The following is a 14,762-nucleotide window of genomic DNA, read 5'->3' as shown; positions in this document are numbered from 1 at the left end:
CCGCCCTTCAGAGAGATCGCCAAGAGGGACAGCTCAGCGATAAATGTAAACGATCTGACGGTCGTTCGGGTTCACCAGAACCGTCTGATTGTTGATCTGGGCGTAGCGGTAGTCCGGTTGGTCCGGAATCTCGTAGATCTCGACTGTATCGGGCACGCCCGCGCCGAGCACCACCTCGCCGTCCAGATAGACCGGCTGGACCGTGTTGCTGGTCACATAGGTCGTGACCTCGGTCGTGGGCTCGGGGGTTGCCGCGGCGCCTGCGCCGCCGCCGATGGCCGCGCCCACCACGGCGCCCACGGGGCCCGCGATCAGCGCGCCCATGGCCGCGCCGGTCGTGCCGCCCACGGCCGCATTCTGGCCGGTGTTGGGGCTGTCATCGGCCGGCGCCTCGATGACGGTGACGCCGATCGTCTCGCGGTTCGGGGTCAGGGCCAGCACCTCGTCGCCGGCCGCGACGTTCAGGTATTCGCCATAGGCCCAGCCATTCAGGTCGTTGTAGCTGACCTCGCACCAATTGGCGGCCTCGATGCAGCCGGCGACATTGGCCTCGGCGCCCGAAGGGATTGCGCCGATGACCTCGTGCTGCACGCCGGGGCCGGAGCGGACGTTGAGATCGGTCGCCGCGGTGGCGGTGGTCTGGGCTGCGGCGGCGGTGCCGAGTGCCAGCGTGGCCGCAGCAGTGGTCAGGATCAGGTTACGCATGTTATCCTCGCTTCTTGATGCCCTTGAGATGGGCTGATGATGCGGTGAACCCCCCGCGGCCCGCCGCCGTTCCCGCACGCCTCCTTCACGTTCCGGTGCGTCAGCCTGCCGCACCCCCGGCTTTGACAAGCCCCGGGCCGCGTGGTCATCTTCGCCAAACCCCATGAAGGCGAGGCTGCCATGACCAAGCACTCCACCGATCTGCGCACGCTTCTGCGCGACCCGTCCCTGCTGGAAACCCGCGCCTTCGTCGCCGGCGAATGGGTCGACGCCGATGACGGCGCGACCTTCGACGTGACCAACCCGGCCCGCGGCGACGTGATCGCCAAGGTCGCGGACCTTGGCCGCGCCGAAACCGCGCGCGCCGTTGACGCCGCCGAGGCCGCGATGAAGGACTGGGCCGCCCGCCCCGCCAAGGAGCGCGCGCAGGTGATGCGAAAGTGGTTCGACCTGATGATGGAGGCGCAGGACGACCTCGCCCGCATCCTGACCGCCGAGATGGGCAAGCCCTTCCCCGAGGCCAAGGGCGAGATCGCCTACGGCGCCAGCTTCATCGAGTGGTTCGGCGAAGAGGCCAAGCGCATCTACGGCGAGACGATCCCCGGCCACATGGCCGACAAGCGCATCACGGTGATCCGCCAGCCCATCGGCGTGGTCGGCAGCATCACGCCCTGGAATTTCCCGAACGCCATGATCGCCCGTAAGGCCGCGCCTGCCCTGGCCGTGGGCTGCGGCTTCGTCGCCCGGCCCGCGGCCGAGACGCCCCTTTCGGCGCTGGCGATGGCGGTGCTGGGCGAGCGTGCGGGCCTGCCCAAGGGCATCCTGTCGGTCGTGACCTCGTCCCGCTCGTCCGACATCGGCAAGGAGTTCTGCGAGAACCCCAAGGTCCGCAAGCTGACCTTCACCGGCTCGACCGAGGTCGGGCGCATCCTGCTGCGCCAGGCGGCGGACCAGGTGATGAAATGCTCGATGGAGCTGGGCGGCAACGCGCCCTTCATCGTCTTCGACGACGCCGATCTGGACGCGGCGGTCGAGGGCGCGATGGCCTCGAAGTTCCGCAACAACGGCCAGACCTGCGTCTGCGCGAACCGCATCTATGTCCAGTCGGGGGTCTATGACGCCTTTGCCAAGAAGCTGGCGGCGGCGGTGGACAAGCTGCGCGTCGGCGACGGGCTGGAGGAGGGCGTGACCACCGGGCCGCTGATCAACGAGAAGGCCGTCGAGAAGGTCGAGGAGCATATCCGCGACGTGCTGGACGGCGGCGGCGAGGTCATCAAGGGCGGCAAGCGCAAGGACGGCCTGTTCTTCGAGCCGACCGTGATGACGGGCGTGAAGGACGACATGAAGGTCTCGACCGAGGAGACCTTCGGCCCGCTCGCCCCGCTCTTCCAGTTCGAGACCGAGGGGGAGGTGATAGCCAAGGCCAATGCCACGATCTTCGGCCTCGCGTCCTATTTCTACGCCCAGGGCATCGGCCGCATCACCCGCGTGCAGGAGGCGCTGGAATACGGCATCGTTGGGGTTAACACGGGCATCATCTCGACCGAGGTCGCGCCCTTCGGCGGTGTCAAGCAGTCGGGCCTCGGACGCGAGGGCAGCCGGCACGGGGCCGAGGATTATCTGGAGATGAAGTATATCTGCCTGTCCGTCTGACATTTTCCCATTCGCGGGCGGGAACACATCCGCCCGCTGCGGCATTTAGGCAGCGACAGGTCGCCGCAGGGGCGGCCGCCTTACGCAAGAAAAGGGACATGCCATGGAAGGTTTCGGCTGGATCATGACGATCATCCTTGGTGCGCTGGCCGGCTGGATTGCCGAGCGCATCATGAAGAGCAACATGGGGTTGCTGATGAATATCATCCTGGGGATCGTCGGCGCGCTCCTGGGTAACTGGCTTTTCCGCCTGCTGTTCGACGCCACGCTCGGCGGGATCGTCGGCCAGCTCATCGTCGCGGTGATCGGCGCCTCGCTGCTGATCTGGATCGTCCGGATGATCACCGGCCGCCGCCACACGCGGATGTAACGGCACGCCCTCTGAACGAGAAAGACCGGGCATCTGCCCGGCCTTTTTCATGGCGATCTAGCGGCGGCCGCCCTCGTCCTCGTCATCCTCGTCGTCATGGTCCGGCAGGTTGAAGAAGCTTTCCGCGTCCAGCTCGGGCTCGGGCTTCTTCTCCTCGCGCGTCAGCGAGAAGTTCTCGAGGCCCGCGATCGAGCTGGGCAGGCGCGGCTCGTCGGACATCGACAGCGAGGTCTCGGTGCTGACCAGCTTGCGCCGCTCGTCATCGGTCATCACGCCGCCCTCGGCCGCCTTCTTCTTGGCGGCCTTCTGCACGGCCGCATCCAGCTCGGTCTGGCGGCAGAGGCCAAGCGCGACCGGGTCGATCGGCTGGATGTTCTGGATGTTCCAATGCGTGCGCTCGCGGATCGAGGCGATGGTCGGCTTCGTGGTGCCCACCAGCTTGGCGATCTGCGCGTCCTGCAGCTCGGGGTGGAACTTCACCAGCCACAGGATGGCGGCGGGGCGGTCCTGCCGCTTGGACAGCGGGGTGTAGCGCGGCCCGCGGCGCTTCTCCTCGCCCTCGGCGGCCGGGTTGTGCTTGAGGCGCAGGCGGTAGGCGGGGCTCGCCTCGCCGCGCCTGATCTCTTCGGGGTCCAGCTGGTGCGAGGCGACCGGGTCGTAACCCTTCACGCCCGCGGCGACATCGCCGTCGGCGATGCCCTGCACCTCCAGCTCGTGCAGACCGCAGAAATCGCCGATCTGCTTGAAGCTGAGGGTCGTGTTGTCGACCAGCCAGACGGCGGTGGCCTTGGCCATCAGCGGCTTGCTCATGTCAGTCTCCTTCGCGTCTTGATCCCGAACAATAACGGGCGGGGCCGGGAAAACGGCTTTCGGCGGATGCCATTCCTCGTTTTCGGGGGGAATTGCCGGGTCATATAGCGATTTCAGGGGGCGGGGAAAAGGGGAATCCACAGCCATGTCGGGGATGCGCCCGCCCGGCCTTCCCGCTACTGTCGGCGCATGAGCCTGCTGCGCGCCCTGATCCTCGCCGCCGCCCTTCCCGCCGCTGCCCTGGGGCAGGACATCGCCGGGCGGTTCGACTACTACATCCTGGCGCTCAGCTGGCAGCCCGAATGGTGCCGCCAGACCGGCGCCGCCCGCAGCGCGCCGGAATGCGCCGCCGGCACCGGGCGCGGCTTCACCGTCCACGGGCTCTGGCCGCAGCACGAGAAAGGCTGGCCCGAGTTCTGCGAGACCGCCGAGCGCGACCCGTCGCGGCGGCAGAACGCGGCCATGGGCGACATCATGGGCTCGGCCGGCCTCGCAGCGCATCAATGGCGCAAGCACGGCCGCTGCACGGGCCTCTCGGCCGAGAGCTATTTCGCCGCCACCCGCGCGGCCGCGGACGCGGTCGTCATCCCGCCCGTGCTCGCGGCGCCAGGGGCGCCTTTGCGCCTTCCGCCACAAGAGATCGAGGCGGCATTCCTCGCCGCTAATTCCGCCCTGTCTGCCGACGGCGTGAGCATCCGCTGCCGCGACAAGGCACTGACCGAGGTCCGCATCTGCCTGACCCGTGATCTGGAGCCGCGCGACTGCGCGCCCGATGCGCGCCGCGATTGCCGCGACGGCGCGCTGGAGATCGCGCCCCTGCGCTGATTTGCGTCCCGCGACGGCCGGGGGGCCAGCCCCCCGGACCCCCCGGGATATTTCGGCACAGAAGACGACCTTAGGGACTTCTCAAGACTGTAGCTTCATGATGGAGAGGCGGTACAGGCGGGGACGCCGATGACCGTCACAGGAGATGCCACACCCCGTTGGGACGAGCGCCCGCAGGGCGGTGCGTGCTGTCATCTTCTGTGCGAAAACATCCCCGCCGGAGGCAGCCGGCCTCGCCTCAGGCGCCGTCGCCCGCCACCTTGAGGACGATCTTGCCGATATGCTCGCTGCTCTCCATCCGGCGGTGCGCCTCGGCCGCCTCGGCGAGGACGAACTCGCTGTCGATGGTCACGCCGACCGCCCCCTGCCCGATCATCGGCCAGAGCTGCTTGCGGATCGCGTCGGCCAGCTCGGCCTTGGCGACGTCCGATTGCGGGCGCAGCGTCGATCCGGTGACCGTCAGGCGGTTCACCATGATCTGGGCGAAGTTCAGCTGGACCTTCGGGCCCTCAAGGAAGGCGATCATGACGAGGCGACCGTCCTGCGCCAGCGTCTTGATGTTGCGGGGGATGTAGCTGCCGCCCACCATGTCGAGGATCAGGTCGGCGCCCCCCGCCTCGTGCAGGATGCGGGTGAAGTCCTCGTCGCGATAGTTGATTGCGGTGGCGCCGAGCGCGCGGATCGCCTCGCATTTGGCAGGGCTTCCCGCCGTGGCGAAGACGCGGGCGCCGAGGGCGCGGGCGACCTGGATCGCCATCATCCCGATGCCCGAGCTGCCGCCATGGACGAGGAAGCGCTCGCCCCCGGTCAAGCGGCCGCGCTGGACGACGTTGGACCAGACGGTGAAGGCGGTCTCGGGCAGGCAGGCGGCCTCGCGCAGGCTCAGGCCGTGGGGGATGCGCAGGGCGTGGTCGGCGTGGCAGACGGCGTATTCGGCATAGCCCCCGCCGGGCAGAAGCGCGCAGACCTGCTCGCCCTTCCGCCAGCGGGTGACGCCCGCGCCCATGCCGACGATCTCGCCCGCGGCCTCGAGCCCCGGCAGGTCCGACGCGCCAGGCGGCGGGGCATAGGTGCCGGCGCGTTGCAGCACGTCCGGGCGGTTCACGCCGGCATAGGCCACGCGGATCAGGATCTGGTCATGGCAGGGCACCGGGACCGGCCGCGTGGCCTGCCGCAGCTGGTCGGCCGCGCCGGGGGCCGCGATCTCGACCGCGGTCATCGCATCGGGGATCATGCTCATGCTCAGCGGACCTTGCCCGGCAGGGCGCGGGGCCGGGGTGCACGGATCCAGCCGAAGGCCGCGCGGCCGAGGGCCTCGGCGCCGGGCAGCTTGCGCAGGCGGGCCTTGACGCTTTCGAACTGCATGACGTCCTCGATCCGCCGGGCGAGGAAGGCGCGCGTCTCGCTGCGGCCGGGCGAATCGTCGCCGAGCCAGAAGAGCACCGTGGCCGAGATCACTGCCGCCAGCGTCATGCGCTTCGAGTACCAGTTCACGTCATCCGAGACATCGCCGAGGCCCGTCCAGATCACGTCCGCCGTCTCCCAGACCAGGCGCGCGGCGAGGGCGGCGTTCTGCGGCAGGGCCAGGGTCGCAGCGCCGGCGCGGACCAGTTCGGGATCGACCAGTTCCAGCCGCCGCCAGACGGCCTCGGTCACGCGGAAGCGGAACTTGCCCTCGAGCGGGTGGTCGGCCAGCGACCGGCGCAGCGCCTCGTCCGCGCGGCGATGATAGGCCGCGGCCAGGCCCGCCCCGCCCTGGGGGAAGTGCACCCGCACCAGATCGCGGGACATGCCGATGTCGCGGGCGCCGGCGGCCAGCGCGGCCTCGTTCATCCCCTCGAACGGGACATGGATCAGCGCCGCCTCAAGCAGCGCATCGCGGTCGGTCTGGGTCATCGCTCGCCTCACTGGACACATGCGCCCGTCTCTGCTAGGGGGGCGCTTCCTGCAATCTATCAACTCTAACCTAGGAAGGTGGTGACAACCACATGCAGGTCAATGTTCGCGACAACAACGTCGAACAGGCGCTCCGTGCTCTGAAGAAGAAACTTCAGCGCGAAGGTGTCTTCCGCGAAATGAAGCTTCGGCAGCATTTCGAGAAGCCGTCGGTCAAGAAAGCCCGTGAAAAGGCCGAGGCCGTCCGCCGTGCCCGCAAGCTGGCCCGTAAAAAGGCACAGCGCGAAGGCGCACTGTAAGACAGGCGCGACACGCGTTTCACGTCAGACACCCCGCGGCCCGCGCCGCGGGGTGTTTTCGTTCAGGCCGCCGCGGGGCGGAAAATGTCTGCTCAAACCTTGGAACCTCGTCCGATCCGCCGTAAGCACGCGGGCAATTTGCGCAGGGGAGGTTCCGCATGCTGGCATTCATTGGTCTGGTGACGATCGTCCTGGTGGTGGGCTTCCTGCTTCTGGGCCGCATGTCCCCGATCGTGGCGCTGACGCTGGTGCCGCTTGGCGGCGCGCTGGTCGCGGGCTTCGGCCCCGAGGCGCTGACCGAGTTCTTCAACGACGGCCTCTCGCGCGTGATGCAGGTGGCGACGATGTTCGTCTTCGCCATCACCTTCTTCGGCGTGTTGCAGGACACGGGCCTCTTCCGCCCGCTGATCAACGGCCTCATCCGGATGACGCGCGGCCATGTCGTCGCGGTGACCGCCGGCACCGCCATCGTCGGCGCGCTGGCCCATCTGGACGGCGCCGGCGCCACGACCTTCCTGCTGACGGTGCCCGCGCTGCTGCCGCTCTACGAGCGCCTGAGCATGAGCCGCTACCTGATGCTGATGATGCTGGCGCTCGGCGCGGGGATCGCGAACATGCTGCCCTGGGCCGGCCCGCTCGGTCGGGCGGCGGCGGTCACGGGCATCGACCTGACCGCGCTGTGGCATCCGCTGATCCCCATCCAGCTGATCGGCATGGCGCTGCTGGTGATGCTGGCCATCGGCCTCGGCCTGCGCGAGCAGCGCCGCATCGCGGCAGCCGGAGGCGCGGCGGCGTCTTCCGCGTCGGGCGGCATCGGCGGTGTCGAGGCGACCGAGGACGAACGGGTGCTGGAGCGTCCGCGCCTGCTGGCCGTCAACGGCGCGCTGTTCCTGGCAGTCGTCGCGGCGCTGGTCACGGGCCTCCTGCCCCCGGCGCTGATCTTCATGATCGGCCTGTCGCTGGTCCTGCTGATCAACTACCCGGACGTCGAATCGCAGATGCTGCGCATCCGTGCCCATGCGCCCGCCGCCCTGCTGATGGGCGCGATCATCCTGTCGGCCGGCACGTTCCTGGGGATCATGGACGGCACCGGGATGCTGCGCGCGATGGCCGCCTCGATGGTCGCCGTCCTGCCCGAGGCCGCGATCGGCAGCCTGCACATCATCGTCGGCACGCTCGGCATGCCGCTGGAGCTGGTCCTGTCCACGGACGCCTTCTATTTCGGCATGCTGCCCATCGTGCTGGAGGTGACGCAACCCGCAGGCGTGCCGGCCGAGCAGGTCGTCCATGCGATGGTCATCGGCAACATCATCGGCACTTTCGCCAGCCCTTTCTCGCCCGCGCTGTGGCTGGCGCTCGGCCTCGCGCGCGCCGATATCGGCACGCATATCCGCTATTCCTTCGTCTGGATGTGGGGCTTCTCGCTGGTGGTGCTGGGCGTGGCTTGGGCGCTTGGCCTCTTCTAGGGCGCGACCGGGATCGCCGTCGTGCGGAAGACGGTCCGCAGCGCGAAGGAGGAATGCATCTGTGCCACGCCCGGAAGGCGCGCGAGGTGCTGGCGGTGGATGCGGGCGAAGTCGTCCGTGTCCTCGACCACGATCTTCAGCAGGTAGTCGGCCGTGCCCGCCATCAGGTGACATTCCAGCACGTCGGGGATCTGGCGGACGGCCTTCTCGAAGGCGTCCAGCACCTCGTCCGCCTGGCCCGACAGGGTGATCTCGACGAAGACGGTCGTCTGGCGGCGCAGGGCGCGGGCGTCCAGAAGCGCGACATAGCCCGAGATGACGCCCGCCTCCTCCAGCCGCTGCACGCGGCGGTGGCAGGCCGAGGGCGACAAATGCACCCGCAGCGCCAACTCGGCATTGCTGATTCGCCCCTCTTTCTGAAGAAGGGCGAGGATGCGGCGGTCGATTGCGTCAAGCTGGGTCATGAGCGGCACAATCTTCGAACTTCGGCCGCATTTCCAGAAGCTTCTTCGGCCGCAGGCACCCGAAGCGCCAGCATCCCGCAGCACCTTCCGCGCGTTCCGTGACAGCATGAGCGGCACAGGCAAGGGAGAAACGCCATGAAGATCGGATGCCCCAAGGAGATCAAGCCGCAGGAGTTTCGCGTCGGCCTGACCCCCGCCGCCGCCGCCGAGGCCGTGGCGCGCGGTCACCAGGTGCTGGTGCAGACCGAGGCGGGTGCAGGCGCGGGCTTCACCGACGAGGATTACCGGAAGGCCGGTGCCACCATCGCCCCCGACGCGGCGGCGGTCTTCGGCGAGGCCGAGCTGGTCATCAAGGTGAAGGAGCCGCAGGCTCCTGAACGTGCGATGCTGCGCAAGGGGCAGGTGCTGTTCACCTACCTGCACCTTGCCCCCGACGCGGACCAGACGCGCGAGCTTCTGGCCTCGGGCGTCACCGCCATCGCCTATGAGACGGTGACCGATGCGCGCGGCGGGCTGCCGCTGCTGGCGCCCATGTCCGAGGTTGCGGGGCGGCTTGCGCCCCAGGTCGGCTCATGGGCGCTGCAGAAGGCCAATGGCGGTCGCGGCGTCCTGATGGGCGGTGTGCCGGGCGTACGGCCGGCTAATGTGGTCATCATCGGCGGCGGCGTCGTGGGCGCGGCGGCGGCGCGGGTGGCCGTGGGGATGGGCGCCAATGTGACGGTGATGGACCGCTCGGTCCCGCGCCTGTCCTATCTGGACGACATCTTCATGGGCAAGCTGACCACGCAATTCGCCAGCGGCCCAGCGACGGCCGAGGCGATCACCCGCGCCGACATGGTCATCGGCGCCGTGCTGATCCCGGGCGCCGCCGCGCCGAAGCTGGTCACGCGCGAGCAGCTGTCCACGATGCCGCAGGGGGCGGTGCTGGTGGACGTGGCCATCGACCAAGGCGGCTGCTTCGAGACCTCGCGCGCGACCACGCATCAGGACCCGATCTACGAGGTCGACGGCATCATCCACTACTGCGTGGCGAACATGCCCGGCGCGGTGGCGCGCACCTCGACGCAGGCGCTTGGCAACGTGACGCTGCCGCATCTGTTGGCGCTGGCGGACAAGGGTTGGCGGCAGGCGGTGACCGACGACGCGCATCTGCGCGCCGGCCTCTCGACGCATGAAGGGCAGCTGACCTCGCCCCCGGTGGGCGAGGCGCTGAAGCTGGACGCGGTGACGCCCGAGGCGCTGCTGGACCTCTAGCGCACCGGGTTGGCCCGGTCCGCGAGCAGGTCGCGGATCTGGGCCAGCAGCTCTTCCTGGCTGGGGCCGTCGGGACCGGCGGCCTCCTCGACCTCGCCCTTGCGGACGGCGGCGGCCTGCAGGCGGTTGACCGCCTTGACCAGCAGGAAGACCGCCCATGCGATGATCAGGAAGTTCAGCACCGCCATCAGGAACGAGCCGTAGGCGAAGATCGCCGCGCCGGAGTTCCGCGCGGCCGCCAGGCTGGAGCCGTCGGCCACGGCGCCGGAGAGGACGACGTACTTGTCGGTGAAGTCGATCCCGCCGGTCAAGAGCCCGAGGATCGGGTTGATCAGGTCGGCCACCAGCGAGTTGACGATGGCCGTGAAGGCGGCGCCGATGATGATCCCGACGGCCAGGTCGATGACGTTGCCGCGGGCGATGAAGGTCCGGAATTCCTTGAACATGTGCGCTGTTCCCTGACGCGAGTTCCCTCGCGTCAGACTGGCCGCCAATGCAACAAAAGGCAATGCGGCCCGAAGGCTGCGGCCGGGGCAGCGCGCGCCCCGGCGTCAACCCGCCAGCGGGCGCTCAGTTGGTCGGCGCGGCCTCGGGCTGCACCTCGTCCAGCTTGGCCTGGATGATCTGGCGCATGCTGTCCCAGGGCTGGTTCGCGACCTTCTCGTCGCCGATGATGAAGGTCGGCGTCGCCTCGACCCCGTCGGCGGTGGCGTTCTGCTGGAAGGTCGTGATCAGCTGCTCGACCTTGCCGGTGTCCTCCCAGCAGGCGGTCATCTGCTCGTCCGTCATTCCCGCCTTGAGGCCGATGCGGCGCAGTCCGGCCGCGATCTCGTCGCCCGACGAGCCGGCCAGCCACTTGTCCTGCTCCTCGAACAGCATGTGCGTGACCGGATAGTAGCGGTCGTCCCCGCCGCAGCGCGCCAGCACCCCGGCCCAGAGGCCCGGCTGGTCGAAATAGACGTCGCGCTGGATGAAGCGGACTTGGCCGGTGTCGATGAACTCGGCCTTCAGTTCGGGGAAGACGTTGTTGTGGAAGTTGGCGCAATGCCCGCAGGTGAAGCTGGCATATTCGATCATCGTCAGCGGCGCGTCCTCGGCGCCCATGGCGATGTCGGGCAGCACCTCGGGCTGGGCGTCCTGCGCGATGGCTGGGACGGCAAGGGTCAGCGCAAGCGCGGTCGCGGCAGAGCGGAGGAACATGGAAAATCCTTTCAGGTCTTGCGTGTGTTTCGGCTGGAGACGTTCAGCGCCAGCCGGGCGATCGCCTCGGCCAGCGTCGGATCGGAGAACTGGCCCGCCACTTCGGCCGCGCGGGCCAGTCTGGCGGGATCGGGCGGGGCGGGCGCCTTGGGGGCATGGGCGAACTGCGCCTGCCCCTCGGCAAAGCCCTGCGCGGCGGTCTGGGTCAGCGTGATGCGCTGGATGGCGTTGTACCCGTAGCAGGCGTTCACCCGCTCGCGCAGCTGCGGCAGCTGCATCTCGACCATGGGCGCCATCGGCCCCGAGGTCAGCAGCGTCAGCGTCGCCCCGAAGCTGCCGCGGGCATGGCTGATGCGGACCGGGCGGGTGACGGCGGCAAGGCGCTCGCCCGCGATCTCGGGCCAATGGGTCAGAAGCCGCGCGACCGCGAAGCCCCGCCCCTCGGCCGCCTTCTGCACGCGGTCCGCCAGCAGCGATGCCGCCGGCTGGAAGCCGCGCCCGCGCCGCCGCGCTGTCCCCTTGCTGCTGGCCGGAGCCTGTGCCATCTGCGCCCGTTCTGCTATCTCGTCCCAAGACATAGCCAGACCAGGGGGCGGATGAAAGCGCGCCGCTTGAAAGGAATCACATAAGTGCGTGACAGCAAGGTGATCGCGGAGGCGCTTCTGGACTGGTATGACCGCCACGCTCGCGCCCTGCCCTGGCGCGCCCCGCCCGGCACGCCGGCGATGGACCCCTACCGCGTCTGGCTGTCCGAGGTGATGCTGCAGCAGACCACGGTGGCGGCGGTCAAGGACTACTTCCATCGCTTCACCGCCCGCTGGCCGACGGTTCAGGCGCTGGCGGCCGCCGAGGATGCCGAGGTCATGGCCGAATGGGCGGGCCTCGGCTATTACGCCCGCGCCCGCAACCTCTTGGCCTGCGCCCGCGCGGTGGCGGCGGCGGGCGGCTTTCCGGACACGCGAGAGGGTCTGGCGGCGCTGCCGGGGATCGGGCCCTACACCTCGGCCGCCATCGCCTCGATCGCGTTCGAGCGGCCCGAGACGGTGGTGGACGGCAATGTCGAGCGTGTCGTCTCGCGCCTTTTCGCCGTCGAGGAGCCGCTGCCGCGCTCGAAGCCGCGCCTGACCGCGCTGGCCGCCACGCTGACGCCGCAGCGGCGGCCCGGAGATTTCGCGCAGGCGATGATGGACCTTGGCGCCACGATCTGCACCCCGCGCAGCCCCGCCTGCGCCATCTGCCCGCTGATCACGCCCTGCGACGCCCGCGCCAAGGGCATCGCTGCCGACCTGCCGCGCAAGCTGCCGAAGGCGGCCAAGCCCGAGCGGACCGGCACCGTCTGGATCGGCCGCCGCGGCGGGATGATCCTGACCGAGCGGCGCGCGGAGAAGGGGCTGCTGGGCGGCACGCTCGCCTTCCCCTCGACCGGGTGGGACGGCAGCGACCTGCCGCCGCCCGGCGCCGGTGACTGGCGCGGCATCGGCGAGGTCCGGCATGTCTTCACCCATTTCTCGTTGACGCTTCGGGTGGAGCTTGGCGATCTGGCCGGCAACCCTGCGCGGGGCGCGTTTGTCCCCCTGCGGCAGATCGACCGCGCGGCCCTTCCGGGCCTCATGCGCAAGGTCTGGGATGTGGCGCTGCCGCATCTGGCAACCTAAGATTGCGGCATGAGCGAATCGCGTCCCTCGTCCCTGCCCGCCGCCGCGCCCTTCTGGCTGTCCGTGGTGATGGTGCCGCTGGTCGCCTTGGCCGCTTGGCGGGGTGGCTGGTGGTGGGCGCTGATCCCTGCCTATGCCTGGTACCTGACCACCGCGCTCGACGGCCTTCTGGGCCTCAACGAGGCGAACGCAGATCCCGAGACGGGGGCCGACCAGCTATTCTGGCACCGGGCCGTCACGATCGTCTGGTTCCCGTTGCAGTTCGCGGCGATCTTCGGCGGCATCTGGTACGTGCAGGCGACCGGCCACCTGTCCGGGTGGGAGAAGCTGGGCCTGTTCTTCGGCATCGGTGTCATCTCGGGCAGCATCGGCATCGTCTATGCCCACGAACTGCTGCACCAGAAGACGCCGCTGGAACGCTGGCTCGGCGATCTGCTGCTTGCCTCGGTGCTGTATTCGCATTTTCGCACCGAGCATCTGCTGGTCCACCATTCCTGGGTCTCGACCCCGCGCGACGCGGTCTCGGCGCGCTACAACGAGGGGTTCTACAGCTTCTTCTGGCGGGTCCTGACCCAAGGGCCGCGCAGCGCGTGGCGGGCCGAGACGCGCTTTCTCGCCCGCGCCGGCCGCCGCCCTTGGGACCGGCGCAACCCCTTCTGGCGCTACGCGGCGCTGCAGGGGGCGATGCTGGCGCTGGCCGTGGGGCTGGGCGGCTGGACGGGCCTCGCGCTGTTCCTCTTCCAGGCCTTCATCGCCGTCTGGCAGCTGGAGCTGACGAACTACGTCGAGCATTACGGCCTGTCGCGCAAGCACCTGGGCGGGGGCCGGTACGAGCCTGTCCGCCCGCATCACAGCTGGAACGCCAGCCACACGGCGACGAACTGGCTGCTGATCAACCTTCAGCGCCACTCGGACCACCACACCAAGCCCGACCGGCGCTTTCCGCTGCTGCAGACCTATGCCGAGGACGACGCCCCGCAGCTGCCCCTCGGCTACCCCGCCATGACCTTCGTGGCGATGGTCCCGCCCTTCTGGCGCCGCCGGATGAACCCGCGCGTGCGGGCCTGGCGACGCCGCTTCTACCCCGAGATCGTGGACTGGACCCCCTATAATACGGGCGAGCTGCCTTTGCCGCGGAACGCGCTCTAGGGGAAAATCATCCTCCTCTGTCGTCTAGCAGACACAGGGCGCGCAGAGGCCGGCCTACAACTAAGGTGCCGGCTGGAGGCGCAGGGTGTGTGTTGCGTTGGTACGGTTCCGCGCTTCCGGTCGGACGAGACAATTTCCGAAAAATCAAGTATAAAGCCATTAGCTGCTCCCGAAGGTCGGGACGGCGCGGCAACGGGCTTGAGGAATTGTCGAAGGGTGGCTGCCACAGCGACACCGACGGGGGCACAACGCCCCGGAGCCCGCGCTTCGGCCTGACGGGCGCCGAGTTGACTCGCCTGTTCCACAGCTCTCCGCCCGCCCTTCTGGCCGGGATCACGCTGGCGGGCTTCCTGGCCTTCATGGAACGGTGCCGCACGCACAGGTTCCCCGAGGCCAAGCCCATCCTGCGGCAGGGCGAGGCGACGAGCGCCGCCTACCTGGTGCTGCGCGGGGCGGTCGAGGTCAGCTTCATCGACAATGACGGCAACCGCGTCCTGGCCCATCTCGCCCGCCCCGGAGAGGTCGTCGGCGAGGTCGAGATCCTGTCGGGTCGCCCCTGCGCGGCCACCTGCATTGCTCAGGCGGGCAGCCTGCTGGCCGCCTTCGATCTGGGCATGGTCAGGCGCGCCCTGCCCGCCGAGACGCTGCTGCACAACCTTGCCGGCATTTTCCACGACCGCCTGATCCGCGACAACCGCCAGCACACGGTCGCCATGTTCTTCACCTCGGAAGACCGCATTCGCATGCACCTGCTCAGCCTGACGACGATCGACCAGCCCTGCGCGCAGATCAGCCAAGCCGATCTTGCGACCTTCTGCGGCTGCTCGCGCCAGACGGTGAACCGGACGCTGGCCCATCTTCGGGCGCTCGGGATCGTCGGGCTCAGCCGCGGCTCCATCCTAATCCGCGACCGCGCGGCGCTGGAGGCGGCGCGGCTGTCGGCCGAGGGTATCGGCGCGGGCTCGCGCAGCCGCGCGGCGGCCTCCGGCGCGGATGAAAAGGCCCCGCCATGCTGA

17 protein-coding genes are annotated in these 14,762 nt (G+C 69.1%); 9 read left to right on the top strand and 8 right to left on the bottom strand.

All coding sequences use genetic code 11. The features are described 5' to 3' along the window. Positions 1–33: 33 nt before the first annotated feature. Positions 34–705: a DUF1236 domain-containing protein gene (locus BLP73_RS13770; protein ID WP_090745732.1), complete on the bottom strand. Its 672-nt coding sequence runs from the start codon at positions 703–705 to the stop codon at positions 34–36. 180 nt (positions 706–885) lie between these two features. Here BLP73_RS13770 and BLP73_RS13765 point away from each other — a divergent pair, with 180 nt between their 5' ends. Together BLP73_RS13765 and BLP73_RS13760 are read left to right on the top strand one after the other, a co-directional pair. Beyond that, positions 886–2,358, top strand: a complete 1,473-nt coding sequence (locus tag BLP73_RS13765; protein WP_090745849.1) for an NAD-dependent succinate-semialdehyde dehydrogenase — start codon at positions 886–888, stop codon at positions 2,356–2,358. A gap of 103 nt (positions 2,359–2,461) precedes the next feature. Next, positions 2,462–2,728, top strand: a complete 267-nt coding sequence (locus BLP73_RS13760; RefSeq protein ID WP_090745729.1) for a GlsB/YeaQ/YmgE family stress response membrane protein — start codon at positions 2,462–2,464, stop codon at positions 2,726–2,728. Between the two features lie 57 nt (positions 2,729–2,785). Here BLP73_RS13760 and BLP73_RS13755 read toward each other — a convergent pair whose 3' ends face one another. After that, a complete protein-coding gene (locus tag BLP73_RS13755; RefSeq protein ID WP_090745726.1) occupies positions 2,786–3,538 on the bottom strand; it encodes a DUF1013 domain-containing protein in 753 nt (250 codons plus the stop codon). Between the two features lie 189 nt (positions 3,539–3,727). Here BLP73_RS13755 and BLP73_RS13750 point away from each other — a divergent pair, with 189 nt between their 5' ends. Next, positions 3,728–4,363 (top strand): ribonuclease T2 family protein, encoded by a 636-nt coding sequence (locus tag BLP73_RS13750; protein ID WP_090745723.1) that lies wholly within the window; start codon positions 3,728–3,730, stop codon positions 4,361–4,363. Positions 4,364–4,601: 238 nt separating this feature from the next. Here the strand turns inward: BLP73_RS13750 and BLP73_RS13745 are convergent, their stop codons facing one another. Both BLP73_RS13745 and BLP73_RS13740 read right to left on the bottom strand, forming a co-directional pair. Continuing rightward, the gene (locus BLP73_RS13745; RefSeq protein WP_090745846.1) at positions 4,602–5,597 is read right to left on the bottom strand and encodes an NAD(P)H-quinone oxidoreductase; all 996 of its coding nucleotides are present in this window, start codon (positions 5,595–5,597) and stop codon (positions 4,602–4,604) included. A gap of 8 nt (positions 5,598–5,605) precedes the next feature. After that, positions 5,606–6,259: a COQ9 family protein gene (locus tag BLP73_RS13740; protein WP_090745720.1), complete on the bottom strand. Its 654-nt coding sequence runs from the start codon at positions 6,257–6,259 to the stop codon at positions 5,606–5,608. A gap of 92 nt (positions 6,260–6,351) precedes the next feature. Between BLP73_RS13740 and rpsU the strand changes: the two genes are divergently transcribed. Both rpsU and BLP73_RS13730 read left to right on the top strand, forming a co-directional pair. Continuing rightward, positions 6,352–6,558, top strand: coding sequence for a 30S ribosomal protein S21 (gene rpsU, locus BLP73_RS13735; RefSeq protein ID WP_022705914.1), 207 nt, complete (start codon positions 6,352–6,354; stop codon positions 6,556–6,558). 158 nt (positions 6,559–6,716) lie between these two features. Next, positions 6,717–8,024, top strand: a complete 1,308-nt coding sequence (locus tag BLP73_RS13730) for a CitMHS family transporter (protein WP_090745717.1) — start codon at positions 6,717–6,719, stop codon at positions 8,022–8,024. Here the strand turns inward: BLP73_RS13730 and BLP73_RS13725 are convergent. Beyond that, a complete protein-coding gene (locus BLP73_RS13725) occupies positions 8,021–8,488 on the bottom strand; it encodes an Lrp/AsnC family transcriptional regulator (protein WP_090745714.1) in 468 nt (155 codons plus the stop codon). The genes BLP73_RS13730 and BLP73_RS13725 overlap by 4 nt on opposite strands. Before the next feature lie 135 nt (positions 8,489–8,623). On the opposite strand from BLP73_RS13725, the gene ald reads away from it, so the two are divergent. Further along, positions 8,624–9,742, top strand: a complete 1,119-nt coding sequence (gene ald, locus BLP73_RS13720; protein ID WP_090745712.1) for an alanine dehydrogenase — start codon at positions 8,624–8,626, stop codon at positions 9,740–9,742. Here the strand turns inward: ald and mscL are convergent. The 3 genes from mscL to BLP73_RS13705 all read right to left on the bottom strand — a co-directional run bounded on the left by mscL (position 9,739) and on the right by BLP73_RS13705 (position 11,487). Continuing rightward, positions 9,739–10,188: a large conductance mechanosensitive channel protein MscL gene (gene mscL / locus BLP73_RS13715; RefSeq protein WP_090745709.1), complete on the bottom strand. Its 450-nt coding sequence runs from the start codon at positions 10,186–10,188 to the stop codon at positions 9,739–9,741. The genes ald and mscL overlap by 4 nt on opposite strands. Before the next feature lie 124 nt (positions 10,189–10,312). Further along, on the bottom strand, positions 10,313–10,942 hold the full coding sequence (locus BLP73_RS13710; RefSeq protein ID WP_090745706.1) for a DsbA family protein: 630 nt from the start codon (positions 10,940–10,942) through the stop codon (positions 10,313–10,315). An 11-nt stretch (positions 10,943–10,953) separates the two neighbouring features. Next, on the bottom strand, positions 10,954–11,487 hold the full coding sequence (locus BLP73_RS13705; protein ID WP_090745703.1) for a DUF721 domain-containing protein: 534 nt from the start codon (positions 11,485–11,487) through the stop codon (positions 10,954–10,956). An 84-nt stretch (positions 11,488–11,571) separates the two neighbouring features. Here BLP73_RS13705 and mutY point away from each other — a divergent pair, with 84 nt between their 5' ends. The 3 genes from mutY to BLP73_RS13690 all read left to right on the top strand — a co-directional run bounded on the left by mutY (position 11,572) and on the right by BLP73_RS13690 (position 14,762). Further along, on the top strand, positions 11,572–12,597 hold the full coding sequence (mutY, locus tag BLP73_RS13700) for an A/G-specific adenine glycosylase (RefSeq protein WP_139165965.1): 1,026 nt from the start codon (positions 11,572–11,574) through the stop codon (positions 12,595–12,597). A 9-nt stretch (positions 12,598–12,606) separates the two neighbouring features. Continuing rightward, the gene (locus BLP73_RS13695; RefSeq protein ID WP_090745700.1) at positions 12,607–13,746 is read left to right on the top strand and encodes an alkane 1-monooxygenase; all 1,140 of its coding nucleotides are present in this window, start codon (positions 12,607–12,609) and stop codon (positions 13,744–13,746) included. Between the two features lie 287 nt (positions 13,747–14,033). Further along, positions 14,034–14,762, top strand: coding sequence for a Crp/Fnr family transcriptional regulator (locus BLP73_RS13690; RefSeq protein ID WP_139165964.1), 729 nt, complete (start codon positions 14,034–14,036; stop codon positions 14,760–14,762).

The organism is Paracoccus tibetensis (genome assembly GCF_900102505.1).
GTDB classification, from domain to species: Bacteria; Pseudomonadota; Alphaproteobacteria; order Rhodobacterales; family Rhodobacteraceae; genus Paracoccus; species Paracoccus tibetensis.
The sequence above is the reverse complement of the archived record's forward strand: the minus strand, read 5'-3'. Positions and strand labels throughout refer to the sequence as shown.

Excerpts from the sequence above, each read along its gene's own strand:
- BLP73_RS13770 (WP_090745732.1), bottom strand. The coding sequence starts at position 705 with ATGCGTAACCTGATCCTGACCACTGCTGCGGCCACGCTGGCACTCGGC.
- BLP73_RS13765 (WP_090745849.1), top strand. The coding sequence starts at position 886 with ATGACCAAGCACTCCACCGATCTGCGCACGCTTCTGCGCGACCCGTCC.
- BLP73_RS13760 (WP_090745729.1), top strand. The coding sequence starts at position 2,462 with ATGGAAGGTTTCGGCTGGATCATGACGATCATCCTTGGTGCGCTGGCC.
- BLP73_RS13755 (WP_090745726.1), bottom strand. The coding sequence starts at position 3,538 with ATGAGCAAGCCGCTGATGGCCAAGGCCACCGCCGTCTGGCTGGTCGAC.
- BLP73_RS13750 (WP_090745723.1), top strand. The coding sequence starts at position 3,728 with ATGAGCCTGCTGCGCGCCCTGATCCTCGCCGCCGCCCTTCCCGCCGCT.
- BLP73_RS13745 (WP_090745846.1), bottom strand. The coding sequence starts at position 5,597 with ATGATCCCCGATGCGATGACCGCGGTCGAGATCGCGGCCCCCGGCGCG.
- BLP73_RS13740 (WP_090745720.1), bottom strand. The coding sequence starts at position 6,259 with ATGACCCAGACCGACCGCGATGCGCTGCTTGAGGCGGCGCTGATCCAT.
- rpsU (WP_022705914.1), top strand. The coding sequence starts at position 6,352 with ATGCAGGTCAATGTTCGCGACAACAACGTCGAACAGGCGCTCCGTGCT.
- BLP73_RS13730 (WP_090745717.1), top strand. The coding sequence starts at position 6,717 with ATGCTGGCATTCATTGGTCTGGTGACGATCGTCCTGGTGGTGGGCTTC.
- BLP73_RS13725 (WP_090745714.1), bottom strand. The coding sequence starts at position 8,488 with ATGACCCAGCTTGACGCAATCGACCGCCGCATCCTCGCCCTTCTTCAG.
- ald (WP_090745712.1), top strand. The coding sequence starts at position 8,624 with ATGAAGATCGGATGCCCCAAGGAGATCAAGCCGCAGGAGTTTCGCGTC.
- mscL (WP_090745709.1), bottom strand. The coding sequence starts at position 10,188 with ATGTTCAAGGAATTCCGGACCTTCATCGCCCGCGGCAACGTCATCGAC.
- BLP73_RS13710 (WP_090745706.1), bottom strand. The coding sequence starts at position 10,942 with ATGTTCCTCCGCTCTGCCGCGACCGCGCTTGCGCTGACCCTTGCCGTC.
- BLP73_RS13705 (WP_090745703.1), bottom strand. The coding sequence starts at position 11,487 with ATGGCACAGGCTCCGGCCAGCAGCAAGGGGACAGCGCGGCGGCGCGGG.
- BLP73_RS13695 (WP_090745700.1), top strand. The coding sequence starts at position 12,607 with ATGAGCGAATCGCGTCCCTCGTCCCTGCCCGCCGCCGCGCCCTTCTGG.